We start from the raw sequence: 14,825 nt of genomic DNA, 5'->3' as shown, positions 1-14,825 counted from the left end.
ACGTAGAAAGCATAAAACAAAGGGCTGATAGTAATATCAGCCCTTTCTAATATCTGTGTAATTGGAATCGACTTACTAGAATCTAGTTGCTAATAGCGGGATCATTTTAACTTTGCTAGATCAGCTTCGATCTCTGAGATCTTACTCGATACTACTTTCTCTAAGTGACGTAAATCAGTGAGGATCTTCTGCTTCACATCGACCTCAGTGGTTGGCGTAGGTTTGGTGATCTTGTTTAGCTCATCAATCACAAGGGTGAGGTTGCGGTTTATCTCCGTCACTTCTTTGTATTGATTGTTGCCACCACTAACAAGCACACTTTTGACCTGTCGTGGGTATTTAAACTTAACGCTTTTCGCGAACAATTCGCCTTTCTGCTTACAAAAGTAAATCTTTAGAATATCTTTGTGGGCTTCTTGGCGAAGGGAATAACGTTCAATCTGTTTAGGTTCGTGGATACCTAAGCCAGTGAGGTTTGGATACATAAGCGACCTCTAGTTTATGAATGTAATACTTTTATGAAATTGACCTAATCAATGTAGCAGCCTAATCACGCGCTAGATAGTTGATATCTGGGAATTGATTGTAAGTTGTGGGCAAGATCGCTCTCTATCTTTACCCACATTAATTTGGCTATTAAGCCTACTCTTGGCATTGAATTAGCTTTCTAAGGTGCGAGTTCCGAAACATGCTCGGTTAATCTTTCTCTTAACGCTTGTTCCTGTTCCTCTGAAAGCCTTCCTCCTGCGTCACTGGTCAGAATAAATAAATCTTCCGCTCGTTCGCCGATAGTCGTGATTTTTGCGCCATGTAAATTGATGTCTAACTCAGCAAAGGTCGCACCTACTTCAGCCAATAATCCAGGGGTATCCAGTGCTCTGAGTTCCATCAAAGTGTGTTTTTTGCTCTTTGTTGGTAGGAATTCGACTAAAGTCTTGACTTTGAAATGCTGTAAATTTCGAGGTGTACGACGTGTTTTGATCTTAGTTGGGCGACCATCAGCGAGGACATGAACCAAATGTTTGGCAACAGCTTTGTGTCTTGCCTCATCAATAGCTTTGCCATGTTGGTCTAGAACGATAAAGGTGTCTAAAACATGGCCATCTTTGCTGACCATAACTTGTGCGTCGTGGACGTTAAAGTTACGTCGATCGAGTTCAGCAACGACGGTCGCAAACAGTGCAGCCTGGTCTTTGCAGTAGACAAACACTTCAGTACCACCACGAGTGGCTTTTTTGCTTATCAATACCAAGGGTTGGCTTGGATCTTTCAAGCGAAGTAAGTGCTCACAATGCCAAGCGATTTGCTTGTGGGTATGACGCAAGAAGTAGTCGGCCTTGAAACGTTGCCAAAGCACTTCGATTTCGCGAGCGGTGAAGCCTTCTTTACGTAACAGGGCGGAGGCCATTTGTTGGTTGTGGCGAATACGGTCTCTGACATCAACCGGATTTTCTAAACCACGGCGCAGTGCTCTTTGTGTTGAATGGAATAATTCCGCTAGTAGGGTACGTTTCCAACTGTTCCAGAGCTCAGGGTTAGTGGCGCAGATATCGGCGACGGTTAGACAAACCAAAAGCTCAAGTGATTCTTCATCACGTACTTTTTTGGCAAATTCGGCGATAACATCGGGATCGTGGATATCACGGCGTTGTGCAGTGACAGACATCAACAGGTGGTTTTGTACCAACCACGACACTTGCTTAGCCTCGGGTTTAGATAGCCCATGTTCAATACAGAAAGAGTAAGCTTCTACTGCCCCAATTTCTGAGTGGTCTCCACCGCGGCCTTTACCTATGTCATGGAAGATAGCCGCCAGAATCAGTAGTTCTTTCTTCTGAACTCGTGGGTACACTTCACAACAAATAGGGTGCTTGTCGTGGTTTTCTATCTGGCTGAAACGGTTAATGTGCTTGAGCAGACGAATACTGTGCTCATCAACGGTGTAAGCATGGAATAGGTCAAATTGCATCTGACCAACAATTTGGCTCCACTGTGGTAAGTATGCCGATAAGACGCCTAGCTTGTGCATCAAGCTAAAGGCTTTATGCAGAGCATTTGGGTGGCGAACCAATGCCATGAACTTGTCACGAGCTTCAGGGATGGTATGTAAGAATCGGTTCAGTCGACGGCGCGCTGTGCGCAGTTGTCGCAGTGTTGGTGGGCTTACTCCTTCGATGGAAGAGTCATTGGCAATATGGATAAACATATCGAGAATCGTTTCTGGCCGTGCTTGGAACAGTGCAGGCTTACGCGCCTCTATCAGTGAACCTCGACGCTGGAAATCGTCATCAAGAATTTCAGCTTCTTGGGTCTCACCGCCATTGATGATCGCTTGATCGAACAGTTTAAGTAGCATCTTATTGAGCTCTGCTACACGACGAAGTGTTCGGTAGAACTCTTTCATCATCATCTCGACGCCACGGTTTCCTTCACCAGTATAACCTAGATGCTCAGCGACTTGAGCTTGATGTGCGAACGTTAAACGGTTGTCGTAACGGCGCAGTTCAATATGCAATGCAAAGCGAACACGCCATAAAAAATCTTGGCACTCAACGAGCTCGCGATATTCAGCATCGGTAAGAAAGCCGTATTTACTCATTTCTAGTAACGATGTCGCACCAAAATGTCGACGAGCTACCCAACTCAGTGTGTGAATATCTCTTAAGCCGCCTGGAGTTGATTTGATATCTGGCTCTAGATTGTAAGTGGTGTCGTGGTAGCGAGCATGACGCTCTCTTTGTTCTTGAATTTTAGCTTTGTAAAAAGTCTCACTAGGCCAAAATGAATCGGAATGAATCTTTAGTTTCAGCTCTTGGAAGGTGTCTTCGCTGCCACAAAGTAAGCGTGACTCTTGTAGGTTAGTCGCGACGGTTAAATCATCGGTGCCGATATCAAGACACTCAGCAATAGTTCGCACAGCATGGCCAACTTCGAGCTTTAAATCCCAAAGTAGAGTAATGAATTGACTGACCTTTTCACCAAGAGCTGGTGGAAGCGTTTTTTGCGAGACAATGAGAATATCAATGTCCGATAACGGGTGAAGTTCACCTCGACCATATCCACCCACTGCGACAAGGGAAATATGTGGCAGTTTATTAAAGCCTAAATGTTCCCATAATCGACTGAGAAGCAAATCCATGTATTTGGATCGCAATAGTACTAAATCAGTAACTGGATGATGATTTAGAAATTCATTTTTTTGATACTGCGTGAAGATTTCGAGCTGATTTTTTAATTCGCAGATTTCAATTTGTTCATCATTGAACGTAAGAGGGCATTGATAAGGCATAGTTTGCTATCCGTGCAAGCAAATGAGAATAGTAAACAATTTACCAGAAGCTGGTGGAAAATCGAAATTGAGCGGAAAAAAATATCCTCGACAATGCGAGGATATTTTTAAAAGGCCGATGCGTTCAGTTTAATGAACTAAGCGTTCTTCATGATACGTGGAATAGTATCATCGCTGCGCAGGGTTAGTACTTCACAACCTGTATCAGTCACAACCAATGTGTGTTCCCACTGTGCCGAGTTCTTGCTGTCAGCGGTGTACACTGTCCAGCTATCTTCGTCATCGAGACGACAGCCGAATTTACCAGCGTTGATCATTGGTTCGATAGTGAAACACATGCCAGCTTTTAGCACAGTGCGGTCGTTGTTTTTGTAGTGAACCACTTGTGGATCTTCGTGGAACTCAGAACCGATGCCGTGGCCACAGTAATCTTTAACAATAGAGAACTTAGCACGTGGGTTGTTCTTGTTGTTTGTCTTGATGTACTTCTCGATAGCAGTACCGATTTGGCCAAGCTGAACACCAGGCTTAACTTGACGCATACCTTCGTAAAGTGCTTCTTGAGCAACCATACATAGACGCTTGTTTGCCGGTGAAACCTCACCAACAAGGAACATCTTAGATGTGTCACCGTGGTAACCTTGTGGACGAACGCTTAGGTCTGCATTTTCATCATCAGGAACAATCACAGTTATATCAACGTTTAGAATATCGCCATCTTTCAATACTGCAGGTTTGAATTGACCTGTGCTACCTGTCTCATCTTGTGATGCTGGAATGCCGTGACACACGATGTGGTTGATAGACGTACAGATTGACTTAGGGAAACCGTGGTAATCAAGTGGTGCTGAGTATGCGCCTCTTTCTAGAGCGTACTCGTGACAGATTTTGTTCAGTTCTTCTGTCGTTGTACCTACTTGGATGTGAGGTTCAATCATCTCTAGAATTTCAGCGGCCAGTTTGCCGGCAACGCGCATTTTTTCGATTTCTTCAGCAGTTTTAATTTTTACAGCCATTGCATATCTCTTAATTTGGTAGCACCTAAGTGTGCATATTGGGGCTATTCTATCAGTGCAGCATTTTAGCGCAACATTACCATGTCCGTACAATGTTGGTGGATACTGCTCAATCTGAGTGGATAATGTTCGGTTTAATGATGCAGCGTGATTTGAATAGGACACTATTTTACAGAGGAAATTCGCCGCCACGGTTCAGTATAGCAGTCGCCATTTTTAGAATTTTTTCTAGCCATAGATAGACAAAATATGGTATAAAGCGCGCCGGACATCAGGACTGTTTTCTCCACTTGGCGAAACAAGCTTTGTGTCCACTAACTTATTTCTTTAAATCACACACATTCCGACACATGTTCCGGGGTGCCTCAACAACATAGATAACGGCTGAAAAGTGGTTAGTTGTTAGGGGTCGGATTCATGGGGGATGTGGAGGCCTAACCCCATAGAGGATTTTAAAATGGCAACTGTATCAATGCGCGATATGCTTAAAGCTGGTGTTCACTTCGGTCACCAAACTCGTTACTGGAACCCAAAAATGAAGCCATTCATCTTTGGTGCTCGTAACAAAGTACATATCATCAACCTAGAAAAAACTGTACCAATGTTCAACGACGCTCTAGCTGAAATTGCTAAAGTTGGCGAGAAGAAAGGTAAAGTTCTTTTTGTTGGTACTAAGCGCGCTGCATCTGAAGCTGTTAAAGAAGCTGCTATCAACAGCAACCAGTTCTACGTTAACAACCGCTGGTTAGGCGGTATGCTAACGAACTACAAAACTGTTCGTCAGTCTATCAAGCGCCTGAAAGAACTTGAAGCGCAAGCTCAAGACGGTACTTTCGACAAGCTTACTAAGAAAGAAGCTCTAATGCGTACTCGTGAAATGGAGAAGCTAGAGAAATCTCTTGGTGGTATTAAGAACATGGGCGGCCTTCCAGACGCTCTATTCGTAATCGATGCTGATCACGAACACATCGCAGTTAAAGAAGCAAACAACCTAGGTATCCCAGTTTACGCTGTAGTTGATACTAACTCTAACCCAGACGGCGTTGACTTCGTTATCCCAGGTAACGATGATGCAATCCGTGCAGTACAGCTTTACCTAAACGCTGCTGCAGACGCGGTTAAAGAAGGTCGTAACAAAGATGTTGCTGCTGTAGCTGCTGAAAAAGACGGTTTTGTAGAAGCTGAATAATAGCGGCTCTGAGCCATATTTAGTTCATATTAAGCGGTCATAATCGGTGGCTTAACGGACTGAATACAGTCAATATCAGGGGCCAATTAATTAGGCCCCTGTTTTTTATCTTTTTTAGAATTTACTGAGGAATAGAGAATGGCAACTGTAACTGCAGCTCTAGTTAAAGAACTTCGTGAACGCACAGCTGCGGGCATGATGGAATGTAAAAAAGCACTTGTTGCTGCTGAAGGCGACATCGAGCTAGCAATTGAAAACATGCGTAAATCTGGCGCAGCGAAAGCAGCTAAAAAAGCTGGTAACGTTGCTGCTGAAGGCGCAATTATCATCAAAGAAGCAAACGGCGCAGCTGCTCTTCTTGAAGTTAACTGCCAAACTGATTTCGTAGCTAAAGATGCAGGTTTCCTTGCATTCGCTAACGAAGTTGCTGAAGTTGCTCTAGCAGAACGTCTAGAAATCGCTGCTCTTCAAGCTAAATTTGAAGAAGCGCGTATTGCACTAGTAACTAAGATCGGTGAAAACATCAACATCCGTCGCGTACAATTCGTTGAAGGTGTTGCACTAGCTTCTTACCGTCACGGCGAGAAAATCGGTGTTGTTGTTACGGGTGAAGGCGAAGCTGAAACGCTTAAGCACGTTGCAATGCACGTTGCTGCATCACGTCCTGAGTTCCTAAACCCAGAAGACGTACCTGCAGACGTAGTTGAGAAAGAAAAAGCAGTTCAAGTTGAAATCGCTATGAACGAAGGCAAACCAGCTGAAATCGCAGAGAAAATGGTTGTTGGCCGTATGAAGAAATTCACGGGCGAAATCTCTCTAACTGGTCAAGCTTTCATCATGGAGCCTAAGCAAACTGTTGGCGCTATCCTGAAAGAGAAAGGCGCTTCAGTATCTGACTTCGTACGTCTAGAAGTTGGTGAAGGCATCGAGAAAGCGGCTGAAATGAGCTTCGCTGACGAAGTTGCTGCGGTACAAAAAGGTTAATCCTTAGCGTATTGTTTGAAAAAGACCGTGGCAAATGCTGCGGTCTTTTTATGAATAATGAACAATTTTTTTGCTTTGTTAGCTGTTATGAATACGAACTGAGCTAATCAGTTTTTATCCATGACTGTTAATCATCAACTCTTTGGAAGGTAAACTCCATGACTACGAACCCTAAACCGGCGTATCAACGTATTCTGTTAAAACTTAGCGGTGAAGCACTACAAGGCGAAGAAGGTTTTGGTATTGACCCTACGATCCTTGATCGTATGGCTCAAGAAGTAAAAGAATTGGTTGAACTAGGTGTTCAAGTAGGTGTTGTTATCGGTGGCGGTAACCTTTTCCGTGGTGCAGGCCTTGCTGAAGCGGGCATGAACCGCGTTGTTGGTGACCACATGGGTATGCTTGCAACGGTAATGAACGGCCTTGCAATGCGTGACGCTCTGCACCGTGCTTATGTAAATGCGCGTGTAATGTCAGCTATCCCGCTTAAAGGGGTGTGTGACGACTACAACTGGGCAGATGCAATCAGCCAACTACGTCAAGGTCGCGTTGTGATCTTCTCTGCAGGTACTGGTAACCCATTCTTCACTACTGACTCAGCTGCATGTCTACGTGGTATCGAAATCGAAGCTGACGTAGTTCTAAAAGCGACAAAAGTAGATGGTGTATTTACTGCTGACCCAGTAGCAAACCCAGACGCAGAGCTGTATGATACTTTGTCTTACAACACGATTCTTGAGAAAGAATTGAAAGTAATGGACTTGGCTGCATTTACGCTAGCACGTGATCACAAAATGCCAATCCGTGTATTTAACATGAATAAGCCAGGCGCACTACGTCGCGTGGTTATGGGTGAAACTGAAGGTACGTTAATCAGCGACGCTGACTAATTTTTCGGGCTTACTGAAGCCTTGTGCTTTGGTAAGCTTATCCTTATCACTCCAAATAAAAAGCTTTCTTGAAGAAAGAACATAATCAAGGTGAAATTGTGATTAACGAAATCAAAAAAGACGCTCAAGAGCGCATGGTAAAAAGTGTTGATGCACTAAAGAACAGCCTACAAAAAATTCGTACAGGCCGTGCTCACCCGAGCCTACTTTCTGGCCTTACCGTTGAGTACTACGGTGCGCCAACACCTTTGACTCAAGTAGCTAACGTTATTGCTGAAGACGCACGTACACTAGCAATTACAGTGTTTGATAAAACACTGACTCCTCTCGTTGAAAAAGCAATCATGACTTCTGACCTAGGCCTAAACCCTATGTCTGCAGGTACGGTTATCCGTGTACCACTTCCACCGCTAACGGAAGAGCGTCGTAAAGACCTAGTTAAAATTGTTCGTGGCGAAGCTGAAGGTGGCCGTGTTGCTATCCGTAACATCCGTCGCGACGCGAATGGCGATCTAAAAGCGCTTCTTAAAGATAAAGAAATCTCTGAAGACGAAGATCGTAAAGCACAAGACGAAATTCAAAAGCTAACTGACGCTGCGGTTAAGAACGTAGACGAAGTTTTAGCAGTTAAAGAAAAAGAGTTGATGGAAGTTTAATTTTCCATATTCTTTTCTTTCCGGAAAAACGCTGTACTCACGGTTCAGCGTTTTTTTATGCTACTCTGTTCGACTATTAGAATTTGATTCACTCTTTTATGCATAATTCTCAAGCGTTCACAGACTCTCTTCCTAAACACATTGCTATCATTATGGATGGTAATGGTCGCTGGGCAAAAGCTAAGGGCAAGCCTCGCGTTTTTGGTCATAAAAACGGTGTTAAAGCCGTTCGCAAAACCATCTCTTCTGCAGCCAGACTTGGCATTAAAGCCGTTACACTTTTTGCGTTTAGTAGCGAGAACTGGCGTCGTCCTGAAGAAGAAGTCGGTATCTTGATGGAACTGTTTATTTCAGTCCTTTCGAGTGAAGTAAAAAAACTTCATAAAAACAATCTACAGCTTCGTGTTATTGGTGACAAAAGTCGTTTCAATGATCGACTCCAAAAGAAGATCGAAGAAGCGGAAGCTTTGACTCGCACCAATACTGGCATGGTTATTAATATTGCGGCCAACTACGGTGGCAAGTGGGATATCCAGCAAGCAATGACTTCTATTGCTCAACAGGTAAAGTCTGGTGATATTAATGTAGAAGACATTGATGAAGCTATGATTACACAACACTTGACTATGGCCGATATTCCGGAAGTTGACCTATTAATTCGTACTAGTGGCGAGTGTCGCATTAGTAACTTTATGCTTTGGCAATTGGCTTACGCTGAAATGTATTTCACTGAACAATTCTGGCCAGACTTTAATGAAGACAGCTTAGTAGAAGCTGTGACTTGGTTTGTAAACCGTGAGCGTCGTTTCGGATGCACCGGTGAACAGATCAAAGCTCTGATGGACAGTTAATAAGGATTTTTTGGTTTGAAACAACGAATTATTACGGCGTTGATTTTAGCTCCCCTAGTTATTCTAGGTATTTTCGAGTTGTCACTTCCTACGTTTATTTTTTCATTAGCGGTCATCTCGCTCTTGGGATTTTGGGAGTGGACTCAGTTTGTTGAAAGCAAGTCGCGTTATTTAGCCTTGATTCCAACGGTTGTGGTCAGTGCGGCAAGTTTTGCTTTTATCCCTTTTGATGCATTTAGCCTTAATGACTTATCTAGCGCCCATTACGCAATATTAACTATTGGTTCTATTTGGTGGGTAATCGCAAGTGGTATGGCAGTGACTTATCCTAAGTCGATGCCAGCATGGAAAGACTCTTCTTTCCTTCGTCATGCTTTTGGTGTACTGACTTTACTGCCATTCTTCTGGAGTGTGGTTATCCTGCGCGCTAACGGCATCGATGTTGACCCTTACCACGGTGCAAAATTGGTAATGTTTGTTTGTTTGCTTGTTTGGGCAGCAGACAGCGGGGCTTATTTTTCAGGAAAGAGTTTTGGTAAGCGAAAAATGGCACCTGCGGTAAGTCCGAATAAGACGATTGAAGGTCTTATTGGTGGCATTATTACTGCGGTGATCGTGGCTTGGATCTTTGCTGATTTGTTTGATATCCAATTCACCAGCCCTCTTCACATGATTATTATTACCCTAGTGACCGTTGTTATCTCTGTTCTTGGTGACCTTGTAGAAAGCATGTTTAAGCGTGTTTCTGGAGTGAAAGACAGTAGTAATCTGATTCCTGGTCATGGTGGTATACTTGATAGAATAGATAGCTTAACGGCTGCATTCCCTGTCTTTGCTCTGCTTTATTTAGCATTCTAATAAAAAAGGGCAGTGTTTCTGCCCTTTATTACATTTCTACGGTCATATGTGATGCGAAATCTAACTATCCTTGGCGCTACCGGCTCAATTGGTGCAAGTACACTAAAAGTCGTTGAGCAAAACCCAGAACTTTATTCGGTCGTTGCACTGGCTGCAGGCTCGAACGTTGAAAAGATGCTGGCGTTAGTTGAAAAGTGGCAACCAAGCTATGTTGCTATGGCTTGTCCTGATGCTGCATCTCAGCTGACAGGCATGTTGTCCGAAAATTACCCTAACGTTACAGTACTTTCAGGTCCGGAAGGTATGTGTCAGGTCGCTTCTTTAGAGGAAGTAGACACAGTTATGGCTGCTATTGTCGGTGCGGCAGGTTTGCTTCCTACGATGTCTGCGGTTAAAGCCGGTAAGCGTATCCTACTTGCCAACAAAGAAGCTTTGGTGATGTCAGGTCAGCTGTTTATCGACGCTGTAGAAAAGTACGGGGCCGAGCTACTTCCTGTAGATAGTGAACATAATGCTATTTTTCAATGCCTACCACAAAACGTACAAACCAATCTAGGTCGTTGTAACCTAGAAGAGAACGGTATCAATCATATTCTTTTGACCGGCTCTGGTGGCCCTTTCCGCTATACCGATGTCGCAGAACTCGAATCAGTGACTCCTGAACGAGCTATTGCGCACCCTAACTGGTCTATGGGGCCTAAGATCTCTGTTGATTCAGCAACTATGATGAATAAGGGCCTAGAGTACATTGAAGCGAAATGGCTATTCAATGCTTCTCAAGAACAACTCAAAGTTATTATTCACCCTCAGTCTGTTATTCATTCTATGGTTCAGTACAAAGATGGTTCAGTATTGGCTCAAATGGGCGAACCCGATATGGCGACGCCGATCGCTCTAACCATGTCTTATCCTGAACGTACTGAAGCCGGTGTTAAGCCGTTGGACTTTACTAAGGTTGGTGAGCTGACATTCTTAGAGCCTGATTTAACTCGTTACCCTTGCTTAAGATTAGCGATTGAAGCTTGCTACTTAGGTCAGCATGCAACAACTGCAATTAATGCGGCAAACGAAATTGCAGTTGATGCTTTCTTGAATAATCAGGTGAAGTTTACCGATATTGCTATCATTAACGAGCATGTTATGAGCAAAGTATGTGAACAACATAACTCTGAGGGCTTAGATAGCTTGGAAAGCCTTCTCGAGCTCGATAATATGTCTCGTCTAATAGCCATTCAATTTATTAAAGAGCAGCTTACATGAGTGGAATTCTGTGGAACTTCGCATCTTTTATTGTAGCGCTTGGCATTCTGGTCGCTGTTCATGAGTTTGGACACTTCTGGGTTGCTCGTCGCTGTGGTGTGAAAGTTGAAAAATTCTCGATTGGTTTTGGTAAATCAATCTGGAGCAAAGTTGGCCGTGATGGCACAGAGTACAGCTTGTCAGTTATTCCATTGGGCGGCTACGTTAAGATGCTTGATGGTCGTGTTGATGACCTTTCTGAAGATGAACAACAATACGCTTTTGATAAGAAGCCATTGTGGAAAAGAACTGCGATAGTCGGTGCCGGTCCTGCATTTAATTTTATCTTTGCTGTGTTTGCGTACTGGTTGGTATTTTTGATTGGTGTGCCTGCGGTTAAACCCGTAATCGGCGAAGTCACCCCGCAATCTATTGCCGCACAAGCCGGAATTGAAAGTGGAATGGAACTTAAATCAGTTTCAGGAATCAAAACCGCAGATTGGGAATCTGTTAATATGGGTTTGATATCACACATTGGTGATCAATCCATGACTGTAACTGTCGCTTCTCAAGATGATATCGGCTTCGAACAACAGATGACATTGGATATCTCAGACTGGTCGTTTAACCCAGAAACTGAATCTGCAATGACAACGCTTGGTTTTAGACCGTATTCGCCAGAAATATCGACAACGCTTGCTCAAGTGATTGACGACGGTGCGGCATACTCGGCAGGGTTAGAAGCCGGTGATAAAATTGTTGAGATTGATGGGCAGCCCATTGAACAGTGGCAGTCGGTAGTCGAGTTAATTCGTGCAAACCCGATGACGTCATTAGACCTTGTTGTGTTGAGAAATGGTGCTGAGCAGTCATTGGTTATGACGCCAAAAAGCCGGGAGCTTTCTGATGGTTCTGTAATTGGCTATGCGGGTATTGCTCCAGAAGTCGCAGAATGGCCAGAAGATTATCGCTTTGAGTTACAATTTGGTGTAATTGATTCTGTAGGAAAAGCATTTGATAAAACAGGTCAAATTATTGGTTTGACGCTGACAATGCTTAAAAAGCTTATCGTTGGTGATGTTGGCTTAAACAACTTGAGTGGTCCTATTTCAATTGCCAAAGGTGCAGGGACAACCGCCGATTATGGTTTGGTTTATTTCCTAGGCTTTTTGGCTTTGATTAGTGTGAACTTAGGTATTATTAATTTGGTTCCGCTGCCTATGCTTGATGGCGGACATTTGCTCTTTTTCGCTATTGAAGCCGTTACTCGTAAACCGGTCCCTGAAAAAGTTCAGGAAATGGGGTACAGAGTGGGAGGGGCAATCCTCTTCTCTTTGATGGCTCTGGCAATATTTAACGATTTTACTCGCCTGTAAATGGTTTCTTACAGGCATTGGTAGTAGCAAGGAATAATTAGAATAAGTATGGCGATTAAGCAAATTCTGTTCGCAAGTCTATTGGCCACTAGTGTGGCTGCGAACGGAGCACAAAACTTTGTGGTTCAAGATATCAAGATCGAAGGTTTACAGCGTGTTGCACTTGGTGCAGCTCTACTGAAAATGCCAGTACGTATTGGTGATGAAGTAGATGAAGGCGATGTATCTGAGATCATTCGCGCATTATATGCTTCAGGTAACTTTGAGGACGTTAAAGTACTTCGTGATGAAGGTGTTTTAGTTGTTCAAGTTAAAGAGCGGCCAACCATTGCAAGTATCTCGTTTTCAGGAAATAAAGCGATCAAAGAAGAGCAGCTTCAACAGAACCTAGATGCGTCTGGTGTTCGTGAAGGTGAAGCGCTTGACCGTACAACACTGAGTAACATTGAGAAAGGCCTCGAAGACTTTTATTACAGTGTTGGTAAATACAACGCAACCGTAAAAGCAGTTGTTACGCCTTTGCCGCGTAACCGTTCTGACCTTAAATTTGTGTTTACTGAAGGCGTGTCCGCTAAAATTCAGCAAATCAACTTTATTGGTAATGAAGTGTTCTCTGATGCTGACTTGCTCAGTCGTTTCAACTTGAATGTCGATGTTGCATGGTGGAACTTTCTTGCGGATGAAAAATACCAAAAGCAAGTATTGGCTGGCGATATTGAAGCTCTGAAATCTTACTATCTTGACCGTGGTTACCTTAAATTTAAGGTCGATTCTACTCAGGTAGCGATCTCACCAGACAAAAAAGGCGTTTATATCACGCTCGGTATTGATGAAGGTGAGGCCTATATCGTTAAAGATGTCGCTTTCCGTGGTGAGTTGATCGGTCGTGAAGCAGATTTCGACGCATTAGTCCCATTTGAAGATGGCGATGTTTATAACGGTTCTTCGGTGACTTCACTTGAAGAAAACGTTAAACGAATTCTTGGTGAATCAGGCTATGCCTATCCACAAGTTCGCACTATTCCAGAATTTGATGATGAAACGAAAGAAGTTTCGTTAGTGATCAATGTAGAAGCGGGTAGTCGTATCTACGTTCGTGATATTCGTTTTACGGGTAACAACTCAACCAAAGATGAAGTGTTACGTCGTGAGATGCGTCAAATGGAAGGAAGCTGGCTTAACTCTAAGTCAATTGATACCGGTAAGAGCCGCCTGAACCGTTTAGGTTACTTTGAAACTGTGGATGTACAAACCGTACGTGTCCCAGGTAGTGACGACCAAGTTGATTTGGTTTACAACGTTAAAGAAGCTAACTCAGGCAGCATCAACTTTGGTGTTGGTTACGGTACTGAGTCAGGCGTGAGTTTCCAAGTTGGTTTGCAACAAGATAACTTTGCGGGTTCAGGTAACCGTGTTGGCGTTAGTGCCATGATGAACGATTACCAGAAGAACGTGAGCTTAGACTACCGTGACCCATACTGGAACCTTGATGGTGTGAGTTTAGGCGGTAAGATCTTCTACAACGAGTTCGAAGCATCTGAAGCGGGTATCGTCGACTATACCAACCAAAGTTATGGTACCAGCCTAACATGGGGCTTCCCTGTCGATGAGCTGAATCGTATCGAGTTTGGTATCGGCTATACACACAACAAGATCGGTAACGTTCCGACCTATATTCAAGTTGAACAGTTTGCGAGAAGTATTGACCAATATGGTGACGAACACATATTGACCGATGATTTCGACATCAATATTTCTTGGACACGTAATAACTTGAACCGTGGTTTCTTCCCAACCGAGGGTAACCACCAACGTGCTTTCGCTAAAATGACGGTACCAGGGTCTGATGCTCAGTACTTCAAAGCGCAGTATGATGTAAAACATTACATCCCGCTGACCAAAAAGCATGAGTTCACACTATTGATGCGTGGCCGATTAGGCTATGGTAATGGTTATGGTCAGACGGATGGTAACGATAACTTGTTCCCATTCTACGAGAACTATTATGCAGGTGGTTTCACTACGCTGCGTGGTTTTGGTTCTAACTCGGCAGGTCCGAAAGCCGTTTACGGAAGCAGTACGGGTAACAACCCAACTTACGACACAGCTACGGATGATTCAGTAGGTGGTAATGCGGTTGCTTTGGCTAGTTTAGAGCTAATCGTACCAACGCCGTTTGCTTCTGATGAAGCGCGTAGTCAAATTCGCACCAGTGTTTTCTTCGACATGGCAAGTGTATGGGATACAGAATTCGTAGACCGAGGCGCACCTAACAGTGGCAGTCAGTATTACTACGATTACTCTGATCCAAGTAATTATCGCTCATCTTATGGTGCCGCTCTTCAATGGATGTCACCAATGGGCCCACTGGTTTTCTCTCTAGCGAAACCAATTAAAGTTTACGAAGGTGATGATGAAGAGTTCTTCACATTCACCATCGGTAGAACCTTCTAATATTTAAAGGACAATATTTTGAA

12 protein-coding genes are annotated in these 14,825 nt (G+C 43.7%); 9 read left to right on the top strand and 3 right to left on the bottom strand.

What is annotated here, in order from left to right:
• Window positions 1–101 precede the first annotated feature (101 nt).
• The 3 genes from L8S15_RS04255 to map form a co-directional block, all read right to left on the bottom strand.
• Window positions 102–485 (bottom strand): DUF3461 family protein, encoded by a 384-nt coding sequence (locus L8S15_RS04255; RefSeq protein ID WP_010436477.1) that lies wholly within the window; start codon window positions 483–485, stop codon window positions 102–104.
• Window positions 486–667: 182 nt separating this feature from the next.
• Window positions 668–3,289 (bottom strand): bifunctional uridylyltransferase/uridylyl-removing protein GlnD, encoded by a 2,622-nt coding sequence (gene glnD, locus L8S15_RS04250; protein WP_016767581.1) that lies wholly within the window; start codon window positions 3,287–3,289, stop codon window positions 668–670.
• A 137-nt stretch (window positions 3,290–3,426) separates the two neighbouring features.
• Window positions 3,427–4,305, bottom strand: coding sequence for a type I methionyl aminopeptidase (map, locus tag L8S15_RS04245; RefSeq protein WP_010436481.1), 879 nt, complete (start codon window positions 4,303–4,305; stop codon window positions 3,427–3,429).
• 457 nt (window positions 4,306–4,762) lie between these two features.
• On the opposite strand from map, the gene rpsB reads away from it, so the two are divergent.
• The 9 genes from rpsB to bamA all read left to right on the top strand — a co-directional run bounded on the left by rpsB (window position 4,763) and on the right by bamA (window position 14,802).
• Complete coding sequence (rpsB, locus tag L8S15_RS04240) at window positions 4,763–5,494, top strand: 30S ribosomal protein S2 (protein WP_009847420.1); 732 nt, start codon at window positions 4,763–4,765, stop codon at window positions 5,492–5,494.
• Window positions 5,495–5,632: 138 nt separating this feature from the next.
• On the top strand, window positions 5,633–6,478 hold the full coding sequence (tsf, locus tag L8S15_RS04235; RefSeq protein WP_280572035.1) for a translation elongation factor Ts: 846 nt from the start codon (window positions 5,633–5,635) through the stop codon (window positions 6,476–6,478).
• A 158-nt stretch (window positions 6,479–6,636) separates the two neighbouring features.
• Window positions 6,637–7,368: a UMP kinase gene (gene pyrH / locus L8S15_RS04230; protein ID WP_009847418.1), complete on the top strand. Its 732-nt coding sequence runs from the start codon at window positions 6,637–6,639 to the stop codon at window positions 7,366–7,368.
• 98 nt (window positions 7,369–7,466) lie between these two features.
• The gene (gene frr, locus L8S15_RS04225; RefSeq protein WP_009847417.1) at window positions 7,467–8,024 is read left to right on the top strand and encodes a ribosome recycling factor; all 558 of its coding nucleotides are present in this window, start codon (window positions 7,467–7,469) and stop codon (window positions 8,022–8,024) included.
• A gap of 98 nt (window positions 8,025–8,122) precedes the next feature.
• Window positions 8,123–8,875 (top strand): isoprenyl transferase, encoded by a 753-nt coding sequence (locus L8S15_RS04220; protein WP_010436491.1) that lies wholly within the window; start codon window positions 8,123–8,125, stop codon window positions 8,873–8,875.
• A 15-nt stretch (window positions 8,876–8,890) separates the two neighbouring features.
• Window positions 8,891–9,733 carry a phosphatidate cytidylyltransferase gene (locus L8S15_RS04215; protein WP_016787751.1) on the top strand — a complete coding sequence of 281 codons (843 nt, stop codon included), beginning with the start codon at window positions 8,891–8,893 and terminating at the stop codon, window positions 9,731–9,733.
• 51 nt (window positions 9,734–9,784) lie between these two features.
• On the top strand, window positions 9,785–10,993 hold the full coding sequence (gene ispC, locus L8S15_RS04210) for a 1-deoxy-D-xylulose-5-phosphate reductoisomerase (protein WP_010436498.1): 1,209 nt from the start codon (window positions 9,785–9,787) through the stop codon (window positions 10,991–10,993).
• Window positions 10,990–12,348 carry a sigma E protease regulator RseP gene (gene rseP / locus L8S15_RS04205; protein WP_010436501.1) on the top strand — a complete coding sequence of 453 codons (1,359 nt, stop codon included), beginning with the start codon at window positions 10,990–10,992 and terminating at the stop codon, window positions 12,346–12,348. The genes ispC and rseP overlap by 4 nt, the downstream gene beginning before the upstream one ends.
• A 48-nt stretch (window positions 12,349–12,396) precedes the next feature.
• On the top strand, window positions 12,397–14,802 hold the full coding sequence (gene bamA, locus L8S15_RS04200; protein WP_010436504.1) for an outer membrane protein assembly factor BamA: 2,406 nt from the start codon (window positions 12,397–12,399) through the stop codon (window positions 14,800–14,802).
• Window positions 14,803–14,825 lie beyond the last annotated feature (23 nt).

Source organism: Vibrio sp. S/42/10 (genome assembly GCF_029890535.1).
Lineage (GTDB): Bacteria > Pseudomonadota > Gammaproteobacteria > Enterobacterales > Vibrionaceae > Vibrio > Vibrio cyclitrophicus.
This window is presented reverse-complemented; position numbering and strand designations above follow the sequence as displayed.

Excerpts from the sequence above, each read along its gene's own strand:
- L8S15_RS04255 (WP_010436477.1), bottom strand. The coding sequence starts at position 485 with ATGTATCCAAACCTCACTGGCTTAGGTATCCACGAACCTAAACAGATT.
- glnD (WP_016767581.1), bottom strand. The coding sequence starts at position 3,289 with ATGCCTTATCAATGCCCTCTTACGTTCAATGATGAACAAATTGAAATC.
- map (WP_010436481.1), bottom strand. The coding sequence starts at position 4,305 with ATGGCTGTAAAAATTAAAACTGCTGAAGAAATCGAAAAAATGCGCGTT.
- rpsB (WP_009847420.1), top strand. The coding sequence starts at position 4,763 with ATGGCAACTGTATCAATGCGCGATATGCTTAAAGCTGGTGTTCACTTC.
- tsf (WP_280572035.1), top strand. The coding sequence starts at position 5,633 with ATGGCAACTGTAACTGCAGCTCTAGTTAAAGAACTTCGTGAACGCACA.
- pyrH (WP_009847418.1), top strand. The coding sequence starts at position 6,637 with ATGACTACGAACCCTAAACCGGCGTATCAACGTATTCTGTTAAAACTT.
- L8S15_RS04220 (WP_010436491.1), top strand. The coding sequence starts at position 8,123 with ATGCATAATTCTCAAGCGTTCACAGACTCTCTTCCTAAACACATTGCT.
- ispC (WP_010436498.1), top strand. The coding sequence starts at position 9,785 with ATGCGAAATCTAACTATCCTTGGCGCTACCGGCTCAATTGGTGCAAGT.
- rseP (WP_010436501.1), top strand. The coding sequence starts at position 10,990 with ATGAGTGGAATTCTGTGGAACTTCGCATCTTTTATTGTAGCGCTTGGC.
- bamA (WP_010436504.1), top strand. The coding sequence starts at position 12,397 with ATGGCGATTAAGCAAATTCTGTTCGCAAGTCTATTGGCCACTAGTGTG.